Source organism: Campylobacter portucalensis, assembly GCF_009690845.1.
Taxonomy (GTDB): domain Bacteria; phylum Campylobacterota; class Campylobacteria; order Campylobacterales; family Campylobacteraceae; genus Campylobacter_B; species Campylobacter_B portucalensis.
On the sequence record NZ_VWSJ01000009.1, the window covers coordinates 1 to 23293 of the forward strand.

At 27.7% G+C, this 23293-nt stretch carries 21 protein-coding genes; 6 read left to right on the forward strand and 15 right to left on the reverse strand.

Annotation, left to right across the window (positions count from 1 at the left end; all coding sequences use genetic code 11):
• From F1B92_RS03555 to F1B92_RS03575, 5 genes are all read right to left on the reverse strand, one after another.
• The coding region (locus F1B92_RS03555) for a hypothetical protein (protein ID WP_195836282.1) at positions 1–1045 on the reverse strand (1045 nt) is incomplete at its 3' end.
• 938 nt (positions 1046–1983) lie between these two features.
• Complete coding sequence (gene ftsZ, locus F1B92_RS03560) at positions 1984–3132, reverse strand: cell division protein FtsZ (protein ID WP_154570538.1); 1149 nt, start codon at positions 3130–3132, stop codon at positions 1984–1986.
• A 22-nt stretch (positions 3133–3154) separates the two neighbouring features.
• A complete protein-coding gene (ftsA, locus tag F1B92_RS03565; RefSeq protein WP_154570539.1) occupies positions 3155–4480 on the reverse strand; it encodes a cell division protein FtsA in 1326 nt (441 codons plus the stop codon).
• Complete coding sequence (locus tag F1B92_RS03570; RefSeq protein WP_154570540.1) at positions 4473–5945, reverse strand: peptidylprolyl isomerase; 1473 nt, start codon at positions 5943–5945, stop codon at positions 4473–4475. Before F1B92_RS03570 ends, ftsA begins: the two co-directional genes overlap by 8 nt.
• 130 nt (positions 5946–6075) lie before the next feature.
• Positions 6076–6651 (reverse strand): class II aldolase and adducin N-terminal domain-containing protein, encoded by a 576-nt coding sequence (locus F1B92_RS03575; RefSeq protein WP_154570541.1) that lies wholly within the window; start codon positions 6649–6651, stop codon positions 6076–6078.
• A gap of 64 nt (positions 6652–6715) precedes the next feature.
• On the opposite strand from F1B92_RS03575, the gene rsmH reads away from it, so the two are divergent.
• Genes rsmH through F1B92_RS03590 form a run of 3 tightly spaced genes read left to right on the forward strand, consistent with a single transcriptional unit; the run spans position 6716 to position 8930 of the window.
• On the forward strand, positions 6716–7630 hold the full coding sequence (gene rsmH / locus F1B92_RS03580) for a 16S rRNA (cytosine(1402)-N(4))-methyltransferase RsmH (RefSeq protein WP_154570542.1): 915 nt from the start codon (positions 6716–6718) through the stop codon (positions 7628–7630).
• Positions 7620–7883, forward strand: a complete 264-nt coding sequence (locus tag F1B92_RS03585) for a hypothetical protein (RefSeq protein ID WP_195836283.1) — start codon at positions 7620–7622, stop codon at positions 7881–7883. The genes rsmH and F1B92_RS03585 overlap by 11 nt, the downstream gene beginning before the upstream one ends.
• Positions 7884–8930 carry a DNA recombination protein RmuC gene (locus F1B92_RS03590; protein ID WP_154570543.1) on the forward strand — a complete coding sequence of 349 codons (1047 nt, stop codon included), beginning with the start codon at positions 7884–7886 and terminating at the stop codon, positions 8928–8930.
• A 1-nt stretch (position 8931) separates the two neighbouring features.
• On the opposite strand, the gene F1B92_RS03595 is transcribed toward F1B92_RS03590, so the two are convergent.
• Positions 8932–9429, reverse strand: a complete 498-nt coding sequence (locus F1B92_RS03595; protein ID WP_154570544.1) for a hypothetical protein — start codon at positions 9427–9429, stop codon at positions 8932–8934.
• Positions 9430–9541: 112 nt separating this feature from the next.
• On the opposite strand from F1B92_RS03595, the gene F1B92_RS03600 reads away from it, so the two are divergent.
• Entirely contained in the window at positions 9542–10405 is an 864-nt protein-coding gene (locus tag F1B92_RS03600) for a D-amino acid aminotransferase (RefSeq protein ID WP_154570545.1), read from the forward strand.
• Between the two features lie 111 nt (positions 10406–10516).
• Here the strand turns inward: F1B92_RS03600 and F1B92_RS03605 are convergent, their stop codons facing one another.
• From F1B92_RS03605 to mltG, 8 genes are all read right to left on the reverse strand, one after another.
• A complete protein-coding gene (locus F1B92_RS03605; RefSeq protein ID WP_154570546.1) occupies positions 10517–11062 on the reverse strand; it encodes a 2-oxoacid:acceptor oxidoreductase family protein in 546 nt (181 codons plus the stop codon).
• Positions 11059–11904, reverse strand: a complete 846-nt coding sequence (locus tag F1B92_RS03610) for a 2-oxoglutarate ferredoxin oxidoreductase subunit beta (RefSeq protein WP_154570547.1) — start codon at positions 11902–11904, stop codon at positions 11059–11061. Before F1B92_RS03610 ends, F1B92_RS03605 begins: the two co-directional genes overlap by 4 nt.
• The gene (locus tag F1B92_RS03615) at positions 11904–13025 is read right to left on the reverse strand and encodes a 2-oxoglutarate synthase subunit alpha (protein ID WP_154570548.1); all 1122 of its coding nucleotides are present in this window, start codon (positions 13023–13025) and stop codon (positions 11904–11906) included. Before F1B92_RS03615 ends, F1B92_RS03610 begins: the two co-directional genes overlap by 1 nt.
• Complete coding sequence (locus tag F1B92_RS03620) at positions 13025–13333, reverse strand: 4Fe-4S dicluster domain-containing protein (protein WP_154570549.1); 309 nt, start codon at positions 13331–13333, stop codon at positions 13025–13027. The genes F1B92_RS03615 and F1B92_RS03620 overlap by 1 nt, the downstream gene beginning before the upstream one ends.
• 9 nt (positions 13334–13342) lie before the next feature.
• Positions 13343–14218 (reverse strand): succinate--CoA ligase subunit alpha, encoded by an 876-nt coding sequence (gene sucD / locus F1B92_RS03625; RefSeq protein WP_154570550.1) that lies wholly within the window; start codon positions 14216–14218, stop codon positions 13343–13345.
• Positions 14215–15381 (reverse strand): ADP-forming succinate--CoA ligase subunit beta, encoded by a 1167-nt coding sequence (sucC, locus tag F1B92_RS03630; RefSeq protein ID WP_154570551.1) that lies wholly within the window; start codon positions 15379–15381, stop codon positions 14215–14217. The genes sucD and sucC overlap by 4 nt, the downstream gene beginning before the upstream one ends.
• A gap of 102 nt (positions 15382–15483) precedes the next feature.
• On the reverse strand, positions 15484–17682 hold the full coding sequence (locus F1B92_RS03635) for an NADP-dependent isocitrate dehydrogenase (protein ID WP_154570552.1): 2199 nt from the start codon (positions 17680–17682) through the stop codon (positions 15484–15486).
• A 75-nt stretch (positions 17683–17757) separates the two neighbouring features.
• The gene (gene mltG, locus F1B92_RS03640) at positions 17758–18708 is read right to left on the reverse strand and encodes an endolytic transglycosylase MltG (protein ID WP_154570553.1); all 951 of its coding nucleotides are present in this window, start codon (positions 18706–18708) and stop codon (positions 17758–17760) included.
• Here mltG and F1B92_RS03645 point away from each other — a divergent pair.
• Together F1B92_RS03645 and F1B92_RS03650 are read left to right on the forward strand one after the other, a co-directional pair.
• On the forward strand, positions 18659–21205 hold the full coding sequence (locus tag F1B92_RS03645; protein ID WP_154570554.1) for a YhdP family protein: 2547 nt from the start codon (positions 18659–18661) through the stop codon (positions 21203–21205). The genes mltG and F1B92_RS03645 overlap by 50 nt on opposite strands.
• Positions 21206–21229: 24 nt before the next feature.
• On the forward strand, positions 21230–22291 hold the full coding sequence (locus F1B92_RS03650; protein WP_154570555.1) for a tyrosine-type recombinase/integrase: 1062 nt from the start codon (positions 21230–21232) through the stop codon (positions 22289–22291).
• A gap of 661 nt (positions 22292–22952) precedes the next feature.
• On the opposite strand, the gene F1B92_RS03655 is transcribed toward F1B92_RS03650, so the two are convergent.
• Positions 22953–23234, reverse strand: a complete 282-nt coding sequence (locus tag F1B92_RS03655; protein ID WP_154570556.1) for an HU family DNA-binding protein — start codon at positions 23232–23234, stop codon at positions 22953–22955.
• Between the last annotated feature and the right edge of the window lie 59 nt (positions 23235–23293).

Here is a 23293-nt window from a genome sequence, read left to right on the forward strand (position 1 = left end):
TAGTTTCTTGAGTAGATTGAGGGGTGGTGCTGTGGTTGTTTGGTTGGGTTGAAGGTGATTGAGGGCTTGGAGTACTTGAGTTGCCGCCGCCATTGTTTGAGTTATCACTACTGCTACCGCTTGAAGTTTCACCGTTACTCGAACCGCCTGGACTGTTAGCACTACCACTGCTTGAGCTATTACCGTTGCCGTTTGGATGGGTTGAGCTATTACCTGGGGCTGGACTGCTTGAGCTACCACTGCTACTACCACTGCTTCCTGGACTTTCAGTATCACTACCACCGCTGTTGCCTGGACTACCGCCGCCGCTTGAGCCACCACCTGGGGCTGGACTGCTTGAGCTACCACTGCTGCTACCGTTTGAAGCTTCACCGTTACTCGAACCGCCTGGACTGTTAGCACTACCACTGCTTGAGCCACCACCTGGGGCTAAATTTTCACTCATGCTATCGCTTTCATTGCCTTGGTCTTGTGGATAGTCTTCATCTTCCATAAGCTGGAATTTAAGCTCTTTTAAATCATTTTCTTGCTTTTTTATTAGATCTTGGATTTCTTCTGTATTTTTAATCTTAAAAGATTCATACAATTTATCAAGCTTTTGTTGTTGTGTATATATGTTTTGTTCCAAATCATTTATATCTGATGAGAGTTTTTGAAATTCAATTACACTTTCATGAGTGTTTTTATCACTTAAATCTTTAGTCTTCTTTTCATACTCTTCTATTTTATCAATAAATTTTTTTATTTCTTGTTCAAGTTGTGTTTTATGCGAATTTGGCATATGTTGATCTTTATTGTTTTTATATAATTCAGTCAATAATTGCTCTAAATTTTCAGAAGTTCTATAATATACTTCTAAATCATTAGTTATTTTTTGAAGCTGTTTGACGCTATTTTTTTCAAATTCTTCCAAAACTTTTTTGCGTTGCTCTTCTTTGCTGGTATTCGTAAAACTATCTTCACTAGCAAACAAAGTTGCATTACAACTCAAAGCTGCGACTAAAGCCAAAGATAGAAATTTTAAACGTTGTTGATTTTGTTTCATATTAAGTCCTTTGTATAAAAAATTCTTTAATTATAGTTTTTTTTTTTTTTGAAATCAAGGGTTTGGAGGAAAATTTGAGAAATTTATGAAAATTAGTAAATTTTAGATTAAAATTTATATTTTTATAAAATATTTGGTTTTTAGATTAAATTTGATTTTAATATTGTAGCAAAATATATAATCAAAATAAAATTTAAGATTAGGTAATATAAGACAATTTATAAATTTAAAAACATTTATAAATATTACTAATAGTAGATACTTTTTATCTCTATTGGATTTAAGATTTGCTCGTATGTATTTTTGAAAAAGTTTTCATTGCCCAACTCAATAATATAACTTTAATTATTTTATTTTGTAACTGTTGATAAGTAATTTATATTACCTATTATTTATACTAATATGTTTGCGTGAAAACAGATATCATCTTGATTCTTTTAGTTTTTTGGTGATAATATTTTGAATTTTGCGTTTTATGACATTAAAATTTTTAATACATTTAACGTAAAAATCTTAAAAACTGGTCATGCTTAGAATGGTTTAAATTATAGGTTTTTACTAATTAAATCAGCTTTTTTTATTTATAGTTGCAAGATTGTTTGAGAGATATATAATGATAATTTATCATGCTTTGTTTTGTGTGAAATTAGTAACCATTAAGTCTGAAACATCATAATTTAAAAATTTAACCCTATCTTTGGCATTTATTTCAGTTTAATATTTTTATAATTTTTTCAATATATTTGAAATTGTTATGAAAATAAAAAATACAAGAGATAAACTAATTTTAAATAAATATTTTTTAGTGCGATTATCTCTTTGAAATAAAATAGTTAATTATATTTAAAAAAAAGAAATGTTGATTAAAATTAGAATATATTGTAGTGTTTTGTTGAATATTAGATATGTTACAAAATATAACATATCTATAAATATCTTTAGTCCATTTTATTTCTTTGATAAGCTGGAATGCTATCAAGTTCATCATATATATCATCATAGATTCCATTTATGACCTTTTTTGATCTAACAACTCTATTTTTTATATGATTTTCCGTGATTTCATCTCTTTTTTTTTCTACTTCTTTTTCTAATTTTTGGTTTATTTTCTCAGCTTCTTCAAATCCAGTTGCTATTAAGGTTACTTCAACTCTATTATTTTCTATATTGCTATCAGTTGTTGTGGCTACTTTAACTATAGCGTCTTTATGTGCTGCTTCTCTAACCCTCTCAACAGCTTCGCTAAATTCTATAATTGAAGCATCTGGATGAAGCTTAAAGTGTATTAAAATACCCATAGCTCCATTTATGTTTACATCATTTAAAAGAGGTGATTGGATGGCATCTTCAATAGCATCTTTTATGGCATCTTCACCTTCAGCACAACCTGTTCCCATCAGCGCTAACCCTCTGTGGGACATAATTGTTTTTACATCCGCAAAATCACCATTCATATCACTATCACCATATTCTAATATAATAGAACTCATTCCTTTTACTGCACTTGCTAAAACATCATCTACCTTTTTTAAACTCTCTTTTAAACCAGCTTTTTTATCTACTAAGCTAAGAAGTTTTTGGTTTGAAATAACCAAAATAGAATCACACTCTTTTTTTAATTCTTCTACGCCTTTTTGGGCTATAGAAAATTTTTTACTTCCTTCATAATTAAATGGAGTAGTGACAATACCAACAGCAAGAGCTTTGTTTTCTTTAGCTGCTTTTGCTACTACAGGTGCAGCACCAGTTCCAGTTCCGCCACCTTCACCAACGCCTATAAAAACTATATCCGCATATTCTAAAGCATCTTTTAAATCTTCATAACTCTCTTCAGCAGCTCTTTTACCAACTTCTGGATCCATTCCTGCACCAAGTCCTCTTGTGGTTGTGGGGCCAAGTTGAATTTTTGTTTTAGCTAATGATTTGTCTAATGCTTGCTGATCTGTGTTTGCAACAATCAAATCAATTTTATCATATCCTTCTCTTATTATATGATTAATCATATTTCCGCCACCGCCACCAACACCTATAGCTTTAATTTTTGCTCCATAAGTTGGTTTTTGCTCTTCAACTTTATATCCATTCATTTTTTCATCCTTATTTAAATTTTTAAAACATACCTTTTATGATATTTATAACTCTTTGCACAAAATTTGGTTTTTCGATTTGATTTGGTATATCTAATACACAAGAATCATTTTTTATTTCTGTTTCTTTATTTTCTTTTATCTCTTCTAAATTTGTATCAATTTTGACTGAATTTTTATATCTTAAATCGCCATTAGAATCCATCTCATATGATGTATATCCTCCAGCACCGTATAAACAAAGACCTATAGCACAAGAATTTTCACAATCCTCACATACTTCTGTCAATCCTCCAACTTTCTTAGGTTTTGCTATTCTTACAGGAAAATTATTACCAAAAACTTCAAAAGCTAAATTTTTCATATCATCTAACTTAGATAAACCACCTGTTAAAACTATACCTCCTCCTAAATTTTCACAATATTCACTTTTTTTAATTTTATTTAATAAAAACATTAAAATTTCTTCAATTCTAGCAAGTATGACTTCTGCCAACACCTCCATACTTATTAAATTAGTTGAGGAAGAATCGCCTATTGTAGGTACTTCTATACTTGTCTTGCTTTTAATTAATTTTCCATAATTGACTTTTATATCTTCAGCGTTTGCAAGTGGCGTATTTATGGTTTGAGATAAGTCCATTGTTATGTTTAAAGAGCCAAATGGAATGTAGTCGCTAAATTTAATCGAATTTCCAGCATGTACGGCAATATCACACACTGATGCACCCATATCTATAAGACAAACTCCTAATTCCTTTTCGTCATCATTTAGAGTAGCAATAGCAGATGCGTATCCGCTCAATACTAAATCATCTACTTTTAAGCCAGCCATAGACACGGCTTTTAGTAAATTTTTAACTAAATTTTGGTTTGCTGTTATAACATTTGCATCAACCACTAATTTTTCGCCACATATGCCTATTGGATCTTCTATTTTTTCTTGTTGATCTACTTTGAAATTGTAAGGGAGTATATGAATAAGCTTATCATCAGTAGTTACTACACTTTCTGCTACCATCTGCATAACTCTTTTTATTTCTTGTATTCCAATTTCACCATTTGGTACATTAATGGTGCGACTTATTTTTGTATTTTTTGTGTATATGGTTGGAATTGAAACTATGACTTTATCTGGTTTTGCTCCAGCCATTTTAGTAGCCTCATTTACTGCTTGTTTTATAGAAATTTTAGCTTGTTCTATATTTGTAACAGATCCTTTTTTTATGCCATTTGTTTTTGATTTACCTATACCACATATGCTAAGGCTGTTATCGCTAATTTTTGTCATAATGGCTGTTGTGTTGGCAGAGCCAACATCTAATCCTAAAATATAAAAATTATTCAAAATGATCACCTTTATAAAATTGCTCTATTTTGTATTGTTTTTCTAGGGTATTTAATAAATCATTTCCTAGAATGCTATTTTTTAAATTTGAAGCATTTTGTGATAAAAGCTCTTTGTATTCTTTTAGTTTATCTGCATTTTCTAATTTTTGGTCAATTATTTTATAAACTACTGCTTTGTTATTTAGTGTAATAAATCCTTGAATTTTGTTGTTTGTATTAAATAATTCATTTAAAAATATACTAAATTCACCTTCGCTTAAATTTTCAAAACTCATCTTGCTATCTCTTGATACAAATCCTATATCTCTACCCTTAAAATTTTCAAGTGCTGTTTGTGCTATTTTTTCTAGTTCATTTTTAGCTTTTACCTCTTGATACTCTAAATTTACTAAATTTTTAGCTTCTTCAAAAGACATTGTTTGCGGCTCGTTTATATTAGATATTTTTGCTATTAAGTATCCATCTTTATATTCAAAAGGCTTAATAAACTCCCCTTCTTTTTTATCTATTATATTTTGAATAGGAAAAGTTTGATTATTCTCACTAACTGTTAGTTTTGATTCTGTTTGTAAATTTCCTTTTTTTAACTCAAGATATTTTTTAACGGCTACGCTTTTAGTTTTTTCTAGTTTTAAATCATTTAGGGCTTCATTTTTTGCTTCATCATATGTTTTGATTGTGTCATCGCTATTTTTGTAGCTGTTTTCATTTTTTTGCCAATATGCTTTTAGCTCTTCATTACTAACATTTGCATCTTTTGAGGATATAAAAAGAGCATCTATATCATAAGATTTTGTTGTTTGATAGCTATCTTTTTTTGTTTGCCAAAACTCTTTTAATTCATCTTCTGAAATGTTTAACTCATCTAAATTTACAGAAACAATGTCAATTAAAAGTCTATCTTGCATAAAAAAAGCACTTTGCAATGCTTCTAAATCAAGATTTGTTGCTGGTAAATTTATAGCATATGCCAACTTATTAATAACTATATTTTTCTTTAAGTCATTTTCAAAATTTAATGGCTTAATGCCTGCATTTTTGAGTGTGTCTTTATATAGTTGTTCATTAAATTTTCCATCGATTTTAAATTCTGGCATTGTAATTAAGTATTTTATTACATCTTTATCGCTAGCACCAAGTCCTAAATTTTTAGCAAAATTTAATCTTATAGCATCTTTGATTGATTCTGATAAAGCAATTTGATCTAATTTTATTTGTCTAGCTTCTTCTTGACTCATACGACCATTTGAAATAGTGTTAAAATAATTGTATAGTGAGTTATATTTTTGTCTGAAATCTTGTATTGTAACTGCTGTATCACCAACCATGGCAACAGAAGTAGAGCGGTCCCTTCGCATATCATAAGCACCCCATCCTACAAAACCAGCACCAACAAATGCAATAGTGCTTATCCAGATTGCAGGTATGAGAGCTTTTTTGTGCTTTTGCATCCAATTTATCATTTATTTCCTTTATTAACTAACAAAAAATTGATGTTATTATATTAAAATTAACCTTAAGCTTGCTTAAAATCGCTATAATTTTTGTAGTTGCTAACAAAAAATTTTATTATTTTGTTATTAAAATTTAATTTCATTTATAAATTTGATTTAATTGTAAAATCTTACAACTATTATCTATTAATGCAATATCTTTTGCTAAATTTGAAAAAGTCCTTGCATATATTACTACGCCATAGCCTCTTATTATTAAAAAATTTGTTTTACTATTTAAAAGATTTTTGCAAATTTCAGAAGGAGCTCTTTCATACCAATCATCAAAATTTTTAGGATCGTAAATTTTAATTTTTTTGAATTTTTCATATCCAAAATAGTCTTTTGGTATGATAAAATCGTGACTTAAAGAGTAACTTACTGTATTTGGTGGCATAGCAAAGGCTATAAATTTAGCATCAAAAAAATTTTTGTATATGTTTAAATGTATATCGCTATCAATGCTTGCCTCATTCCATCTATAATCTTTTTTATCGTACAATAAAATCATATCATTTCGAGTTAGCTTATCAAATACTGCATTTTTTTTATTTATTAGAAATTTATTTATACCGATTTTTGTTGAAATAGATCCATGAAATACTCCAAAAAATCCTTTTCTAAACATTGTTAAAGATAATTTTTCTATATCTTCTAAAATATTTTGTAAATCCAAATTTCTTGCCTTTTTAAATAAAATTATGTTATTATACTAAAAAAAATAAAATTTAAGGGCTGATTTGATACATACACCTGTTTTATTAAATGAAATTTTAAGTATATTTTGCGATATTAAAAGTGGTATTATTTTAGATGCTACTATTGGTTATGGTGGGCATACCAAGGCTCTTTTAGATCAAAATCCAAATATTAAAATTATAGGAAATGATAGAGATGAAGAAGCTTTTTTGTATTCTAAAAATTTATTAAAAAATTATGGTGATAGGATAGAAATTTATAAAGGTCCTTTTTCTGAAATTTTAAGCAAAATTGATATTTCTAATATCCGAGGAATTTTGGCTGATATAGGCATCTCATCTCTTCAAATAAATAAAAATGATAGAGGTTTTTCAACAAAATCAAAAACTTTGGATATGAGGATGGATAAAACTCAAATTTTAGATGCCAAATTTGTAGTAAATAACTATTCTTTTGATGATTTGGTTAGAATTTTTAGAGATTTTGGAGAGATTAAAGATGCAAAAAATTTAGCAGATAAAATTGTAAAATATAGAGCTAAAAGATATATAGAAAGTGGCGTAGAATTAGCTGAAATTTTAGGACCGCAAAAAGTTAGAAAAAATTCTGTCTCAAAAGCTACGTTAGCATTTCAAGCTATCAGAATAGAAGTAAATAAAGAGTTAGAGGAGCTAACAAATTTACTAACAAGCATAGAAAAGGCTAAATTTAAAGATTGTATTTTGGCTATAATATCATTTCATTCTCTTGAGGATAGAATTATTAAAAATAGATTTAAAAAATGGGAAAAAAGTTGTATTTGTCCTGATTTTTTTATAAAATGCGAGTGTGGAAATAATCACGCACTTGGTAAAATTTTAACAAAAAAAGCCATAACTCCTTCACAAAAAGAAATTAAGTTAAACTCAAGAAGTAAAAGTTCAAAATTAAGGGCGTTTAAGATATATGGAAAATAAAAATTTTAATGAAAAAGGATTGAACTTTTATGATTTAATGATAGGTGGTATTATTTTGGTTTCGATGATAGCTATGTTTATTCCAGCAATTTACATTAGAAATATGATTTATTATATAAGCATTGATATAGATGAACTTCAAACAACACATTCTGTTTTAATAGAGGAAAATAGGGACTTGGAAAGAAAGATTAATGCTTTAAAATTTAAGTATGAAATAGCCGATCCGTTGAATATCGAATTGGAGGATTAAATGGAGGTTTTTTATACATTATTTATTTTTTTAATTATACTTATTTTTATTTTAATTTTTTTAAATTTTAGACAAAAAGAGTTTTTTGCTACTCAAATTTCAAATATGCAAAATTTACTAAACGAACAAAGCCTTAAACATCAAACTGCAAGTGATGATTTAAATGATTCTATTGTAGATAGATTTTTTAGTTTAAATCAGAGTTTAAATCAGAGTTTTACAAATTCAGAATTAAGAACTTCTAATAATTTAGACAATAGTGTTAAATCGATAGATACTAAATTTAAAGATATACTTCAAAAAATAAATGAATTAGAAAATTCAAACAATAGCACAATGCTCTTAAAAGACGAAATCGCAAAACTAAATAAAATTTTTAATAATGTTAAATTAAGAGGCAATATTGGCGAATTTGAATTAAAAAAAATTTTAGAACTAACTTATGGAAGAAACAATAATTTTTATGAAATTCAAAAAAAGCTAGATAATGGTTTAATTGTTGATGTAGCTTTAAAAATTAAAGAAAATTTATATTTAGGGATTGATTCTAAATTTCCACTAACAAGCTATCAAAATATATGTGATGCATTAGAAAATAACGATTCTAAGGCACTAACACAAGCTAACAAAGATTTAATTAAGAATATGAAAAAGCACATTGATGATATATCTAACAAATATATTTTGCCGCCTTCTACTACCGAATTTGCTGTTTTGTTTTTACCAAGTGAGGCTATTTTTACATATATTTGTTCAAATTTGGATGAGATTTTTCATTATATGATTCAAAAAGGTGTTTTTATATGTTCTCCATCAACAATAATGTCGCTTTTATATACTCTTAGAATTTTTATAAAAGATGAAAATACAAACAAAAATATAAATTCAATAAAATCTCAAATTTATAATCTATCTAAAGAATTTGAACTTTTTGAGAAATATAATAATGAAATTTTAAAGCACTCAAATAAGTTAGTAGATTTTTTAAAAGTTTTAAATGAAAATTCTAAAAAAATCTCTCAAAATTTTAAGGAAATAATGGGATAAATTAGCTATTTGTAACTAATTTATCTAATACATACTGCTCTAATTCTCGCTTGGAAATCTCTTTTTTTATCGCTTCATCATAAATTTCTTCTACTTTTGAAGAGTATTTTTCGTATGGAAAAAATGGAAAATGAATCGCCCAAGCTTCTTGAATAAGTTTTTTTGTCAAGTATTTTCTAGCTATGGCTTTAAAGATATCAAATCCTATAAAAATACAAGATGTTATAAAAATAGTGGCTATGATTGATATATGAAAGTTTATTTTTTCAAAAATACCGTGAGTTAAAATTAAAAATGGAATTAATATAATTAAGCACAAAAGCCCAAAAATTATATAAGATTTTCCATATCTAAATTTAAAATTTAACTTTGCAGGATCAACTAGCATACCCTCATTGAAACTTGCATTTGCTTCTAATAAATCTCTAAATAAAACTGGTTTTTTTGATATAAAAAACATACCTCTTATTATTTTGTCTGAAATTTTGCACTTTTTCATTATTATCACCTAAATTTTTTGTATAATTTTACCAAATTTTAACTCAAAATAAGTTTATAGTGAAAATTTAAAGCTTAAATTTGATAAAATATGAAATTAAAAAAGGAAGATTATGCAAAATTTAGATGATATCGTATATGTAAATGGTGAATTTTTAAGGGCAAGAGATGCTAAAATTTCTATTTTTGATAGAGGTTTTATATTTGGTGATGGAATTTATGAAGTTGTTCCTGTAATTAATTCAAAACTAATCGATAAGAGCGATTTTTGGGATAGATTTTGTAGTAGTTTAGAAAAAATAGAAATAAATTTAGAAATAAATAAGCAAGAGATAGAAAATATAGCTTATGAGCTTATTTATAAAAATAACATAAAAGAGGGTGCTGTATATATTCAAGTTACTCGTGGTGAGGCGTTTAGAAATTTTATATTTTTAGAAAATTTAAAGCCAACTATTGTTGCTTTTGTATATAAAACTGAAATTTTAAATCATCCAAAATTGCAAACAGGCATTAAAATGATAAGTACGCCCGATTTGAGGTGGAAGAGAAGAGATATTAAAAGTATATCGCTTTTGGCACAATGTATGGCTAAGACCTATGCTTACAAAGCAGGAGTTGATGAGTGCTTAATGATAGAAAATGGCTTTGTAACGGAGTGTGGTAGCTCAAGTGCGTTTATCATAAAAAATGGAGTTCTTCTAACAAAACCTTTATCAAATGAGATACTTCCTGGAATAAGACGAAAAATAATTTTAAATTTGGCGGAAAAATTAGGTTTAGAGGTTAGATTGAGAGAATTTGATTTAGATGAAGTTTATAGAGCTGATGAAGTTTTTATAAGTGCTGCGACTTTATTGATTTTACCCGTTATAAGTGTAGATGAAAAATTAATAAATGGAGGCAAAATAGGTAAATTTACAGTGAAACTAAGAGAACTTTATGTGGATAAAATAAAAACAGAAGTTGGGTTTTGATTGATTGTGATAGTTTTATTTAAAATTAGTCTTTATGATTTTTCTTGTGTGAGAAATTAAATTTATAATGTTTTAAATGGTTAAATTTAGACTGCAATGCAGTCTAAATTATTACCTAAGTTCTTTTGCAGCCTGTATTCCTAAGGCATAGGCTTGTAAATTTGCAGCTTTTACTTTTTGTGGAACTGAATCAATCATCTCTTCTTTTACCAACTCTTCATCCATAACTTTTGTAAATTCAACAGCGATTCCTAAAGCTACTACGCTTTGTGTTATTACGTTGCCTACTTGATCTTTTGCTATTGTTATGATTGGAATTTCATAAATTTTCCATCTCTTTTTATCTTCATCGCTAGCTTTAACTAAATTTGGCTCTATTACTATAATTCCGCCATTTTTAACCCCACTTTTAAAGCTATCATAACTTGTTTGTGCTGTAGCTATCATAAAATCAATTCCGCCTTCATCGGCATAAGGGTATAAAATTTCTTCATCACTTAGTAAGATATCAACCTTTGTTGGTCCACCTCTAACTTGCGATGTATAAGTCGAGGCTTTTATGCCGTATCCACCAGCTTTGATTTTGGCTGCTGCTAAAATTTCTCCAGCCAAAATAACACCTTGCCCTCCAACACCTACAAATCTAAGCTGCGTCATACTATCTCCTCAAAATTTATTTTAGAGCCATTTTGTGCAGCTTCTATAACTTTTGCGTAAGCTTTTGTATATTCTATATGGGAGTTGTCTTCATGTAAAATTCCTAGCGGGAATAGTCCGATTTTTTCTTCATCACTCATTTTATCAAATTTAACCTTACTGACTGTCATGCCATCAATCCACTTTAGCATATCTGTAGCTGCAGCCATTTTATTTTTTCTACCTAAATTTATATGACAGTTTGAAAATACATCAAAAAAACTATATCCATCGTGCTCAAAACCCTTCACTAAAAGTTTTACTAATTGATCAGGATAAATCATACTTTGTCTTCCAACAAAAGTAGCTCCAGCTGCTATGAGAAGTTGTGTTGCATCAAAATTTGGATCTATATTACCTTTTTGAGCTGTTACGGTCCAAAAACCTTTTGGTGTTGTAGGTGAAGTTTGTGAATTTGTTAAACCATAAATAAAATTATTTATTAAAATATGTTTTATGCCTATATTTCTTCTAGCGGCGTGAATGGTGTGATTTCCGCCAATTGCCAAACCATCACCATCTCCAGTTACAACGATAACGTGCTTATTTGGATTTGCTAATTTTATCCCTGTTGCATATGCAGTGGCTCTTCCGTGCGTTGTATGAACTGTATTGCAATCTATATAAGAGCTAAATCTCCCACTACACCCTATACCACTTACTATACATACATCGTCCATATTCCAACCCATTGTATCTATAGCTTTTATTACGGCTTTTAAAATTACTCCATCTCCACAACCCCAGCACCAAAGCGTAGGCATTTTGTCTATTCTTAAGTATTTATTATAATCAAAAGCCATTACATCTCCTTAACTTTTTGGATAATTTCATTAGGGCTTATTGGTCTTCCATTTGCCTTAAATAAGGTATGCAAATCATCTCTTAGCATACATCTTTGAATCTCTGTAAAATACTGTCCCATATTTAATTCTACAACTAAAATTTTTTCAAATTTTTTTGATAAATTTTTAAGCTCTTTTCCAGGGCTTGGCCATAATGTTATAGGTCTAAAAAGCCCAGCTTTTATACCATCTTGCCTTAATTTATCAATTGCATTTCTTGCTGCTAAATTTACACTTCCATAAGTAATAATACAAATTTCAGCATCATCTAATTTATATTCTTCAAAATCAACTATTTCGTCTTTGTGTAAATTTATCTTGTTTATAAGTCGCTTTATGTTATAATCTACCATTTCTCCATTTTCGGTTGGAAAGCCAGTAGGTCCGTGATGAAGTCCTGTTATATGATAGTGGTATCCTTTAAAAAATGGATTTAAAATCGCTGGCTTATCTTCATCTGCTTGATATGGAAGGTAATCTTTTGGATCTCCTTCAAATTTAGCTCTTGTATAAATTTCAATCTCATCTTTTTCTGGTAAATATGCTTTTGCTTGCATATGTCCTAGTGTTTCATCTAACAACAAAAATACAGGCGTCATAAATTTTTCAGCTAAATTAAAAGCTTTAATACACTGAGTATAAGCTTCTTCTAAATTCCCAGGTACTAAAGCTATACTCTGAAAATCACCATGGCTTGGATTTCTAGTTTGCAAAATATCGCCTTGCGCTACTCTTGTAGGAAGCCCTGTTGATGGTCCACCTCTCATAACATCAACTATCACTAATGGAATTTCAGCTATAAAACTAAGTCCTATTTGTTCGGCTTTTAGTGAAATTCCAGGTCCACTGCTCGCTGTCATCGCTTTAACTCCACTCATTGAAGCTCCAAGTGCTACTGAAATACCTGAAATTTCATCTTCCATTTGAATAAAAGTTCCACCAACTTTTGGCAAAAGAACACTCATTTCATGAGCTACTTCACTTGATGGCGTAATCGGATATCCGCCAAAAAATTTACAGCCACAATCAACTGCTGCTTGAGCTACTAAGATATTTCCTGTTGATATAACCTCTCTCATTAACAATCCTTTATTTTTATAAAATTATTATCTTTAATAGCTTGAGCTTTTTGCTTTGATTCAGGCGTTAATTTTGCAAATTTAAAGCCCTTATCTGCTACAAAAATAGCAAAATCGGGGCAGTGATTCTCGCAATCTCTACAACCTATACAGGTATTGCTATTTATAACTTCTATCATCATTCCTTGTATAGCATTTGGTTCATAACGCATAGCTATTGAACCGCTTGGACAATAGCTAACACAAATATTGCAGGCTTTGCAGCGAGATTCATCAACCCAAACTGCCACGCCTTGTGGTTGCTCCATTTTTTCTCCTTATTTCAAAATTTCTTTTAGTTTTAATCCTATATGAGCTGGGCTTTGTACGACATTAACACCAACTTCACTCAATGCTTTCATTTTCCCTTTTGCTGTTGAATCTTCATTGCTAATTATAGCACCAGCATGCCCCATTCTTTTACCTTTTGGAGCACTTTGACCAGCTATAAATGCTACTATTGGTTTAGTTATTTGCTCTTTTATCACTTTGCAAGCTTCTATTTCTAAGCTTCCGCCAATTTCACCTATCAAAACTATAGCCTTCGTATCTTCATCTTTTTCAAACATAGGCAAAAGCTCACTATAAGTTAAACCTATAACGCTATCACCGCCTATCCCAATAGCTGTTGAAATTCCATATCCCTCTTTTAAAATTTGATTAGCACCTTCATAAGTTAGTGTGCCAGATTTCGAGATAAGACCTATATTTGTAAATGATTTTTTAAAAACCATTCCAGGCATTATACCTAATTTACATTCATTTGAGCTTATAATTCCAGGACAATTTGGACCAATTATTTTCATACCGCATTTATTTGCAAAATTTTTAGCCTTTAGCATATCATTTACAGGGGTATGTTCTGTTATTACAACTGCTAATTTTATACCAGCATTTGCTGCTTCGATTATACTATTTGCTACAAATTTAGCAGGAACAAAAATTAAACTAACATCAGCACCAGTTTTAATAACAGCTTCTTTAACTGTATTAAAAACCTCTCTATCAAGATGTGTTGTGCCCCCTTTAAATGGAGTAACGCCACCTACTATATTTGTACCATACTCTATACACTCTTTTGCATGAAAAGTAGCTTCTTGTCCAGTAAAACCTTGTATTATAACCTTTGTGTTTTTATCTACTAAAATACTCATATCTCACCTTCTTTTGCTAATTCTACAGCTTTTTTAGCACCAATTTCTAAATCATCTACTGAAATTATATTCTTTATATTTGCTTGTTTTAAAATTTCGGCTGCAACTTTTGCATTTGTGCCATCTAATCTAACTACTACTGGAATATCTATTTGAGTTAATTTTGTGGCTTCTAAGATTCCGTTTGCAATTCTATCGCATCTAACAATACCGCCAAAAATATTTACAAATATAGATTTAACATTTTTATCTCTTAATATTATTTCAAATGCTTTGGCTACAGTTTGAGGATTGGCTCCACCACCTACATCTAAGAAATTTGCAGGCTTTCCACCAACTGAATTTATAGTATCCATTGTGCCCATTGCAAGTCCAGCTCCATTTACCATACATCCGATATTTCCATCTAATTTTACATAGCTTAAAGAGTGATTTTTTGCCTCAACTTCACTTGGCTCTTCTTCATCTAAATCTCTAAAATTAGCTATTTTCTCTTGTCTAAATAATGCACTATCATCAAAATTCATTTTAGCATCAAGTGGCATAAAATCATCATCTTGTGTTAAAATTAATGGATTTATTTCTACTAAATTTGCATCTGTTTTTATGTAAAGATTATATAGTTTATTTAAAAATGAGTGTAATTTAATACTCAACTCTTTATCAAAACCTAGAAATGAAGCAATCTCTAAAGAGTGAAATTCCATAAGCCCAATTTGTGGATCGATTAGCAAGCTTTTAATCAAATCGCTTGAGGTTTGTTCTATATTTACTCCACCGCTTGCACTTGCTATTAAGCCAATTTTTTCACTATTTCTATCAAAAGTAAAACTTAAATAAAACTCTTTTTTGATATCACACCCTTTTTCTATATAAATTTTTTTTACAACTTTGCCAAATTTATCGGTCTGAGGAGTGATTAGAGTCATACCTAAAATTTCAGTGGCATATTTTTTTACTTCATCTAAGCTTTTTGCTATCTTTACTCCGCCACCAAGTCCTCTACCACCAGCATGAATTTGAGCTTTTACAGCCCAAATTAAACCGCCTAGTTTTTTAGCATTTTCTACTGCTTCTTCTACGCTATTTGCCAATAATCCATCTGCTACATTGATACCAAAATCACGACACAAAGACTTAGCTTGATACTCGTGGATATTCATACAAACTCCTTTAAAAAATTTTGACCTAAATTTACCTAAATTTAACTAATAAAATAACTAAAAAATATTTTAATATTTTATTTTAAAATAAATTTAATATTTTTAAAACTCATCAATTATTTTATTTAAAATTTTACTAGGCCTCATAACTTCATTTGCTTTTTTATTATCGAATTTATAATATCCACCTAAATCAACGCTTTTACCTTGTGCATTTAAAATCTCATTGTTAATTTTCATTTCATTTTGTTCTAAATTTAGAGCAATATCTCTATAAATTTCACCAAAATTTGAATTTGCTAACTCTTTTGCAAAATATAAAATAAGATAAAAATGGCTATTTCTATTATCAAATTCTCCAACTTTTCTTTTTGGAGATTTATCGTTTTTTAGCCAAGTAGATATTGCTTTATCTAAACATTTTGCTAATATTTTTGCTTCTTGATTATTTTTTGATTCGCTTAAATGTTCTAAACTCGCACCAAGAGCTAAAAATTCTCCCAAACTATCCCATCTTAAATGATTTTCTTTTATTAGTTGTTCTGCATGTTTTGGAGCTGAACCGCCAGCACCAGTTTCAAAAAGTCCACCACCATTTAAAAGTGGCACAATTGATAGCATTTTTGCACTTGTTCCAAGCTCGATTATTGGATATAGATCTGTTAAATAATCCCTAAGCACATTGCCTGTTACTGTTATTACATCTTTTGACTCTCTGATTAGAGAATTTGTTTTTAGTGTAGCTTCATAAGGGCTTAAAATTTCTAAATTTAAATCATTTATATCTAATTTATTTAACTCATTTTTTACTATTTTCATTAAATTTCTATCGTGTGCTCTGTTTTCATCTAGCCAAAAAATTGTGTTTATTTTGGTTGATTTTGCTCTATTTATGGCTAAATTTATCCAGTTTTTAATAGCTTCATCCTTTGTTGATGTCATTCTAAAAATGTCGCCATTTTCTACATCAAATTCAAAATACACCTTATCTTGTTCATCACTTACTATAATTTTTCCATCATCTTTCATAATAAAAGTTTTATCGTGACTTCCATATTCTTGTGCTTTTTTTGCCATTAAGCCTATATTTGAGACTGAACCGATTTTTGCTGGATTTAACTCTTTGTTTTTCTTTAAATCTTTGATCATAGCCTCATAAACTAAAGCATAACTTCTATCTGGAATGACTGCAAGAGTTTGTTTTTCTTGACCATTTTTATCCCACATATTACCGCCATTTCTTATCATTGCAGGCATAGATGCATCTATAATAACATCGCTTGGAACGTGTAAATTTGTGATTTTATTATCGCTATCTACATAGGCTAAATCCGGACGCTTAGCATAAATTTCATCAAATTTAGCATAAATTTTATCTTTTATGTTTGAATTTTCTATTTTTAAAAATAGATCTTTTAAACCATTGTTTTCATTGACTTTTAATTTTTTAAATTCATCTTTAAATTCAATAAAAACATCGCTAAAAAATTCCTTTACAAAATGCCCAAAAATTACTGGATCGCTTACTTTCATCATAGTGGCTTTTAGATGAACTGAATACAAAAGATCTTTTTGTTTTGCCAAATCAATACTATTTTTGATAAATTCATCAAGTTTTTTTGCACTCATAAAAGTTGCATCTATAATCTCATTTTTTAAGACGTTTAAATTCTCCTTTAAAACAGTTTTTTGACCGATATTATCAACAAATATGACTTTTAAATTTGTTGAATTTTCAAAAATAATGCTTTTTTCATTTTCATAAAAATCGCTACTTTGCATATAAGAAACTTCAGTTTTTATAGACTCATCCCATTTTTTATTTTTATGTGGATTTTTTAAGGCATATTGTTTAACAGCTTTTGCACATCTTCTGTCTGAATTTCCTTCTCTTAACACTGGATTTACAGCACTTCCTAATACTTTTGCATATTTTTGTTTTATTTTTATTTCTTCTTGTGTTGTTGGATTTTCTATATAATTAGGAATTTTATACCCTTTTTCTTGCAACTCTTTTATGCAAGCGTTTAATTGAGGTACTGAAGCCGATATGTTTGGAAGCTTTATGATATTTGCATCTTTATGGGTAGTTAATTCCCCTAAAATTTGCAAGTAATCTTTTGTTTTTTGATCTTCATCTAAATAATCACTAAAATTTGCTAAAATTCTCCCAGCTAATGATATATCTACTGTTTGAATATCTATATTTGCTTTACTTAAAAATTTTTTTATCATTGGATATAGCGAAAAAGTTGCCAACGCTGGTGCTTCGTCTGTGTAAGTATAAATTATATCACTCATTGTATCTCCTTAAATTTGATTTTGTAATTTTACCATTTTAAAAATAAAATTTTATAAATAAAAAAATTAACAAAATTATTTTATATTTTTTTGTAAATTTATAGCTTTTAGATGTTCATGTAAGCTTTTTGTAAATATATGTGCACCTGTTTTTTTATCTCTTACAAAATATAAAAATTCGCTTTCTATTGGATTTATAGCAGCTTTGATAGCCTGTTTGGATACTAAGCAAATAGCACTTTTTGGAAGCCCATTGTTTAAATATGTGTTAAAGTGGCTTTTATCATTTTTAATACGCCAAGGTGTTATTTTTTGATGAGAAAATTCACCATAATTTAAAGTACCATCCATTTGAAGACGCATATTTTTTTTAAGTCTATTTTGTATAACAGAGCTAATTATGGGCATTTCTTTTGCATTGGCAGCTTCTTTTTGGATAATAGAAGCAATTATTAATATTTCTTGCCATTTTGTTTTATTAAAATCTCCTAGAATCTCTTTTGATAAATTTTTGTGATAAATTTTAGATTTTTCTACTAAAAATTTTATAATCTCACTCTCTTTTAATCCTTTTGGTAAATAATAAGTCTCTGGCACTAAAAAACCTTCATAAAAAGGTGCGGTTTGATTAAAATCAATCTCAAGCTTTATGAAATCTAAATTTTTTTCTTTAGCTATGTTTTTTAAAGTTACGATGGTTGTTTCGCCTGGAATTAAGGTAATTTCATCAATTACTGGTTTTGCTTTTGTTAATTGATAAAAAAAATCTATTTTAGTTAAATTTTGACCTTCTAAATTTAAGTATCCGCTCTGTATTTTTCCTATTTTTTCTAAAATTTTTGAATCAAAAATAGTTGCATTAAAATTTTGCTTTGATAAATGTGATATAATTTTAGTAGCACTTCCTTTTGGTATAAAAATTTCATTTTTAAAAGGCGTTGGTGCGGTTAAATCTATAATAAAAGCAAGGGTAAGAATGAAAATAATATCAAAAATAGCAAAGATAATTTTAACTATTGTGGTCATACTCATGATAATCCTCTCTTTAAATTTTGTTTGGCTAAAAAATGGAATTAGTATAAATAGCTATAAAAATGACATTTTTAGCATCGAACAATTATATATTAAATTTGACAATAAATTGATATTAAAAGCAAAAAATATTAACATCTATGGCAAAAATAGTCTAGAATCTACAAAATTTGATGCTAAAATTTTTGAAAATTTAGCTAAATATTTTAGAGCCATAAATAGTTTTTTTCAAGAAATAGATTTAAAAAATATTAAAATTTATGATACAAATTTAACAGTTCTTTATAAAGATAAAATTTTTTATATAGATACGCCTTTTTTGAAAATTGATACTGAAATTTTTACAAAAGATAAAAAATTTAAAATAGGCATAAAAGAGCTTTCTTTTAAGGATTTTAATTTAACTTTAATTGGAGATTTATATATTGATTTTATCGATAAATTTTACTATTTTGATGGTTTTTTTTCAACGCACGAAATAAATGGAAAATTAGATTTTAATATAGAAAATAAAATATTAAAATATAACATCAAGAGTGTTTATGCTAGTAGTTTAGAGCAATTTATGAATGAACTTGGCTTCAAAACAGCTATGGATGAAGATCTTAAAGAGTGGATTTATGGAAAAATTGTGGCAAAGAATTATTATATTGATTTTCTCGATGGAGAGATTGATTTATCAAAGCTTGATTATAAACTTTATGGAATGAAAGGCGAGGGGTATGCTTATGATTTAAATGTGAGTTTTGATAAAAATTTAAGCCCTGTTAAGGTAGAAAGTGCCAAAATTACTCTATTAAATGGAAACTTAAAATTTGAGCTACAAAATCCAAAATATATTGATAAAAATTTATATAATAGCTCTGTTTTTATAAAAGATTTATTTAAAAATACTAAAATTTTAATATACTTAAAAACAGATAGTTTGTTAGATGATGAAATTTTAAAAATATTAAAAAATTATGATATAGATTTGCCTTTTAAACAACTAAGTGGAGAGTTAAAAAGTGAGATTTTATTAGACATTGGCGTTGATCCTTTTGATGTAAAGTATAATGGTAATTTTGAATTAAAAAATAGTCAAATTAATTTAAATAATATAAAATTTGATATAAAAAATAGTCAAATAGATTTAAATAACTCCTTGATTGATATAAAAAATACGAGTTTGAAATTTGGCGATATTTTTGATATAAAAAATATTACTGGAAGTATAAATTTAAATAAAAAAATAGCAAATTTAAATGCTGATTTTAAAAATTTAAGCGTAGAAAATATATATAATAAAATAAATTTTCAAACTCCTATAGATATCGATTTTAGTGGCAAAATCACAAATGTTGTAATTTATAATTTAGGTGTAAATTTAAAATTATCTCCAGGTTCGTATTTATTGTATTTACAAGATTTAAATTCTCTTGCTTTGGATAGTGAATTTTTGCAAGATTTAAATGTAGAACGCGGAAAGGTTGAGATTGCTACAAAAAATTTTAAGAATTTTAAAATAAAAGTGCAAGATTTTGTTGCTCAAACACCATTTTTAACCAAAGATGGTAAAAGTTATAAACAAGATGATTTAAATATAGAGATTAAAAATTCCATCATAAGAGGCTTTACAAAAAGCGATTTGATTAATTTTAATATTTTAGGCGATGAGGTAAATTTGGATATTAAAAATCTTGATTTAATATTAGTAAGTGATAAAAATCAAACAAGCACCCCAAACATAAAAGTAAACGCAATAAATTCTAATATTATTTTTAAAGATATAAATAAAACTCTATATTTGGATTCTTATTCTGCAAATTTATATGAAAATTCTACTAAATTTAAGGGAAAAACTTTAAATAATGGTGAAATTTTACTTACTATAAAGCCAAATTTATTGTCATTTTTTGCTCAAAAAATTAGTGGTGAAAATATTAATGAATTTTTAAATAGAAAAATATTTGAAAAAGGTGAATTCATGGTAAAAGCTATTGGCAGCAGTTTTGATGATTTTAGGGGTGAAATTTTAATAAAAAAAGGATATTTGAGTGATTTGGTTTTATATCAAAAACTACTATCTTTTATAAATTCTATCCCATCTTTGCTTAATTTTAAAACTCCAGATTTTAATAATAAAGGATTTAGTGTAAAAGATGGAAAAATTTATTTTACAAAAAAACAAAATATTTTAAATATAAATGCTTTAAATTTAAATGGAAGTAGTGCAGATATTGCAGGAAAGGGTAATATTGACTTAAAAAGTGGTGCATTAAATTTAGATTTAGAACTAATTTATTTAAAAGATGCAAGTTCGATTATAGGATATATTCCTATCTTTAATCAAGTTATTTTAGGTAAAGATAGGGCAATTTCAACTATAATTGAAATAAGAGGGTATTTAAATAATCCAATTTTTAAAAATAGGGTTGTTAGTGATGTGCTTTTGAGTCCATTTAATTTAATTAAAAATACTATAGAACTTCCATTCGTAATTTTTGATTAGATTTTTTCATATAGGGGATGAAATTTGAAATATAAACTTGATTATAAAGATAATTTTGAAAAATCTATGCTTTTTTGGATTGCTAGATATGTAAAATTTAAATTAAGCTCTCTTTCAAATAAAGAATTAAAAGATTACAAAATATTAGCTAGTATAAATTTTAATCTAAGCAAAGGTGTTTTAAATATAGAAGAACTTGATTCTTTAGTAAAAAAAGCAAGAAATATTGGGCTTAGCGGAATAAATACATATTTTAATCCTCTTAAAAAAATATATGAAACACTTTGTTTTTATGAATTAAAATCATTAAAACAAATAGATGAAGAGTTAATTAGTGAAATTTTGGCTAGTATTACGGGGGGACTTAGCGATGCTAGTAAAAAAAATTATAGAATTTCTGCAATAAATTTTTTTTCATATTTGGATAAACAAAATGAAGATAATGGAAATTCTCATAATTTTAATATTGAACTAAAAAATTGGGGTGGAGTAAGTGGAACAAGGGGGCAAAAACTACCAGAATATATGAGCGAAGAAGAGGTTAGCGAATTTTTAAAGGCTATTGAAAATAGTGATTTTAAAACAAATACAACAAGAAATAAATTAATCATTAAAATTATAATTTTTACAGGCATAAGGGTTGGTGAAGCTATAAATTTAAAGAAAAAAGATATAAGTCAAGATGATGATTTGTATGTTATAAGAATCAGGGGTAAAGGAAATAAATATAGAATAGTAATGATAAAAAGGCATTTGATAGAAAATTTACTTGAAAATTTAGAGATAAATTATGAAAATAAAGATGGGCTTTTGTTTGTAAATAGAAAAGGTAAAGCATTAACTCAAGCATATGTTAGTAGAATTGTGGAACAAATTCTTTTTAAAGCAGGGATAAGAAAGGCAAAAAATGGAGCTCATATGCTTAGGCATACATTTGCTACTATGCTTTATAAAAAACAAAAAGATTTGGTTTTAGTGCAAGAAGCACTAGGTCATGCTAGCTTAAATACTTCAAGAATATACACGCATTTTAGCAGTGAAAAACTAAAACTAGCAGCTGATGTAGCAGAGAATTTAGCTAAGTAGATTATAATATTTTAGATTCAGCAAAACAAAATCAGTTTTAATAAAATTTAATAAAGTTTTTTGCATATCAAAACTAGTATTTTTAAGTATAAATTTTTTTCTTCACCCCTTTTAATTTAGTCATTTTAGTCTTACAATCCCTAAAATTTTTAATTTTATTAATATCATTTACAAACTCATTTTTGCTTTTTAAATTTACTACGACCTTTTTTGTGCTTAAAGTAGATGTTTTTATAAAATAATTTCGCTACTGAGTTTTGTGTTAATTTAGCATTTAAATTTTAATTTATTAAAAAAATTATCAACTTTTATGACCTCTAAATTGAAACAGAAAAATTTTTCTTATAAATTTATAACTTAAAGCTGATTTTTTGGAGTTTGGGTTAAATTTACAATAAATTGAAGAGTTGATTTTGAAAAACTGAGATTCAAATAAGATTTAAATTCTATTTAAAGTCATATAGAGACTAATAAAACATTTACTTTTTGATAATTTATTTTATTGTTTAACAATAAGGCTTGGTTATTTTAAATTTATTTAATTATATTAAAAAATAGAATTTGGTTGAGATAAAAATTGTAATGATAGATTTGCTTTAAAATCTTTTTTGATATAAAAAGGAATTTAGACTAAGCTAAATTCCTTTGAAATTTTATTTAATTATTTTGCTTTAGAAACTGCATCTTTTAGCTTTTTGCCAACTTTAAATTTAACAACCTTTGTTTCTGGTGATTTATAAGTTTTGTCTGTTCCTGGAACCTTGCCTTCTCTTGCTGCTCTTTTAGTAACATCAAAAGAACCAAAACCTATAAAACTAATATTGTCGCCTTTTATTAAAACTTCTTCTATACTTTCAAGTATAGCATCCAAAGCAACATTAGCGTCTTTTTTAGTTAATTGAGCCTTATCGGCAACCATTTGAATAAAATCAGCTTTTTTCATATAATATCCTTTAAATAAAAGTTTGTAGTCGCCATTTTACAATACTTTTAGTAAAAAAA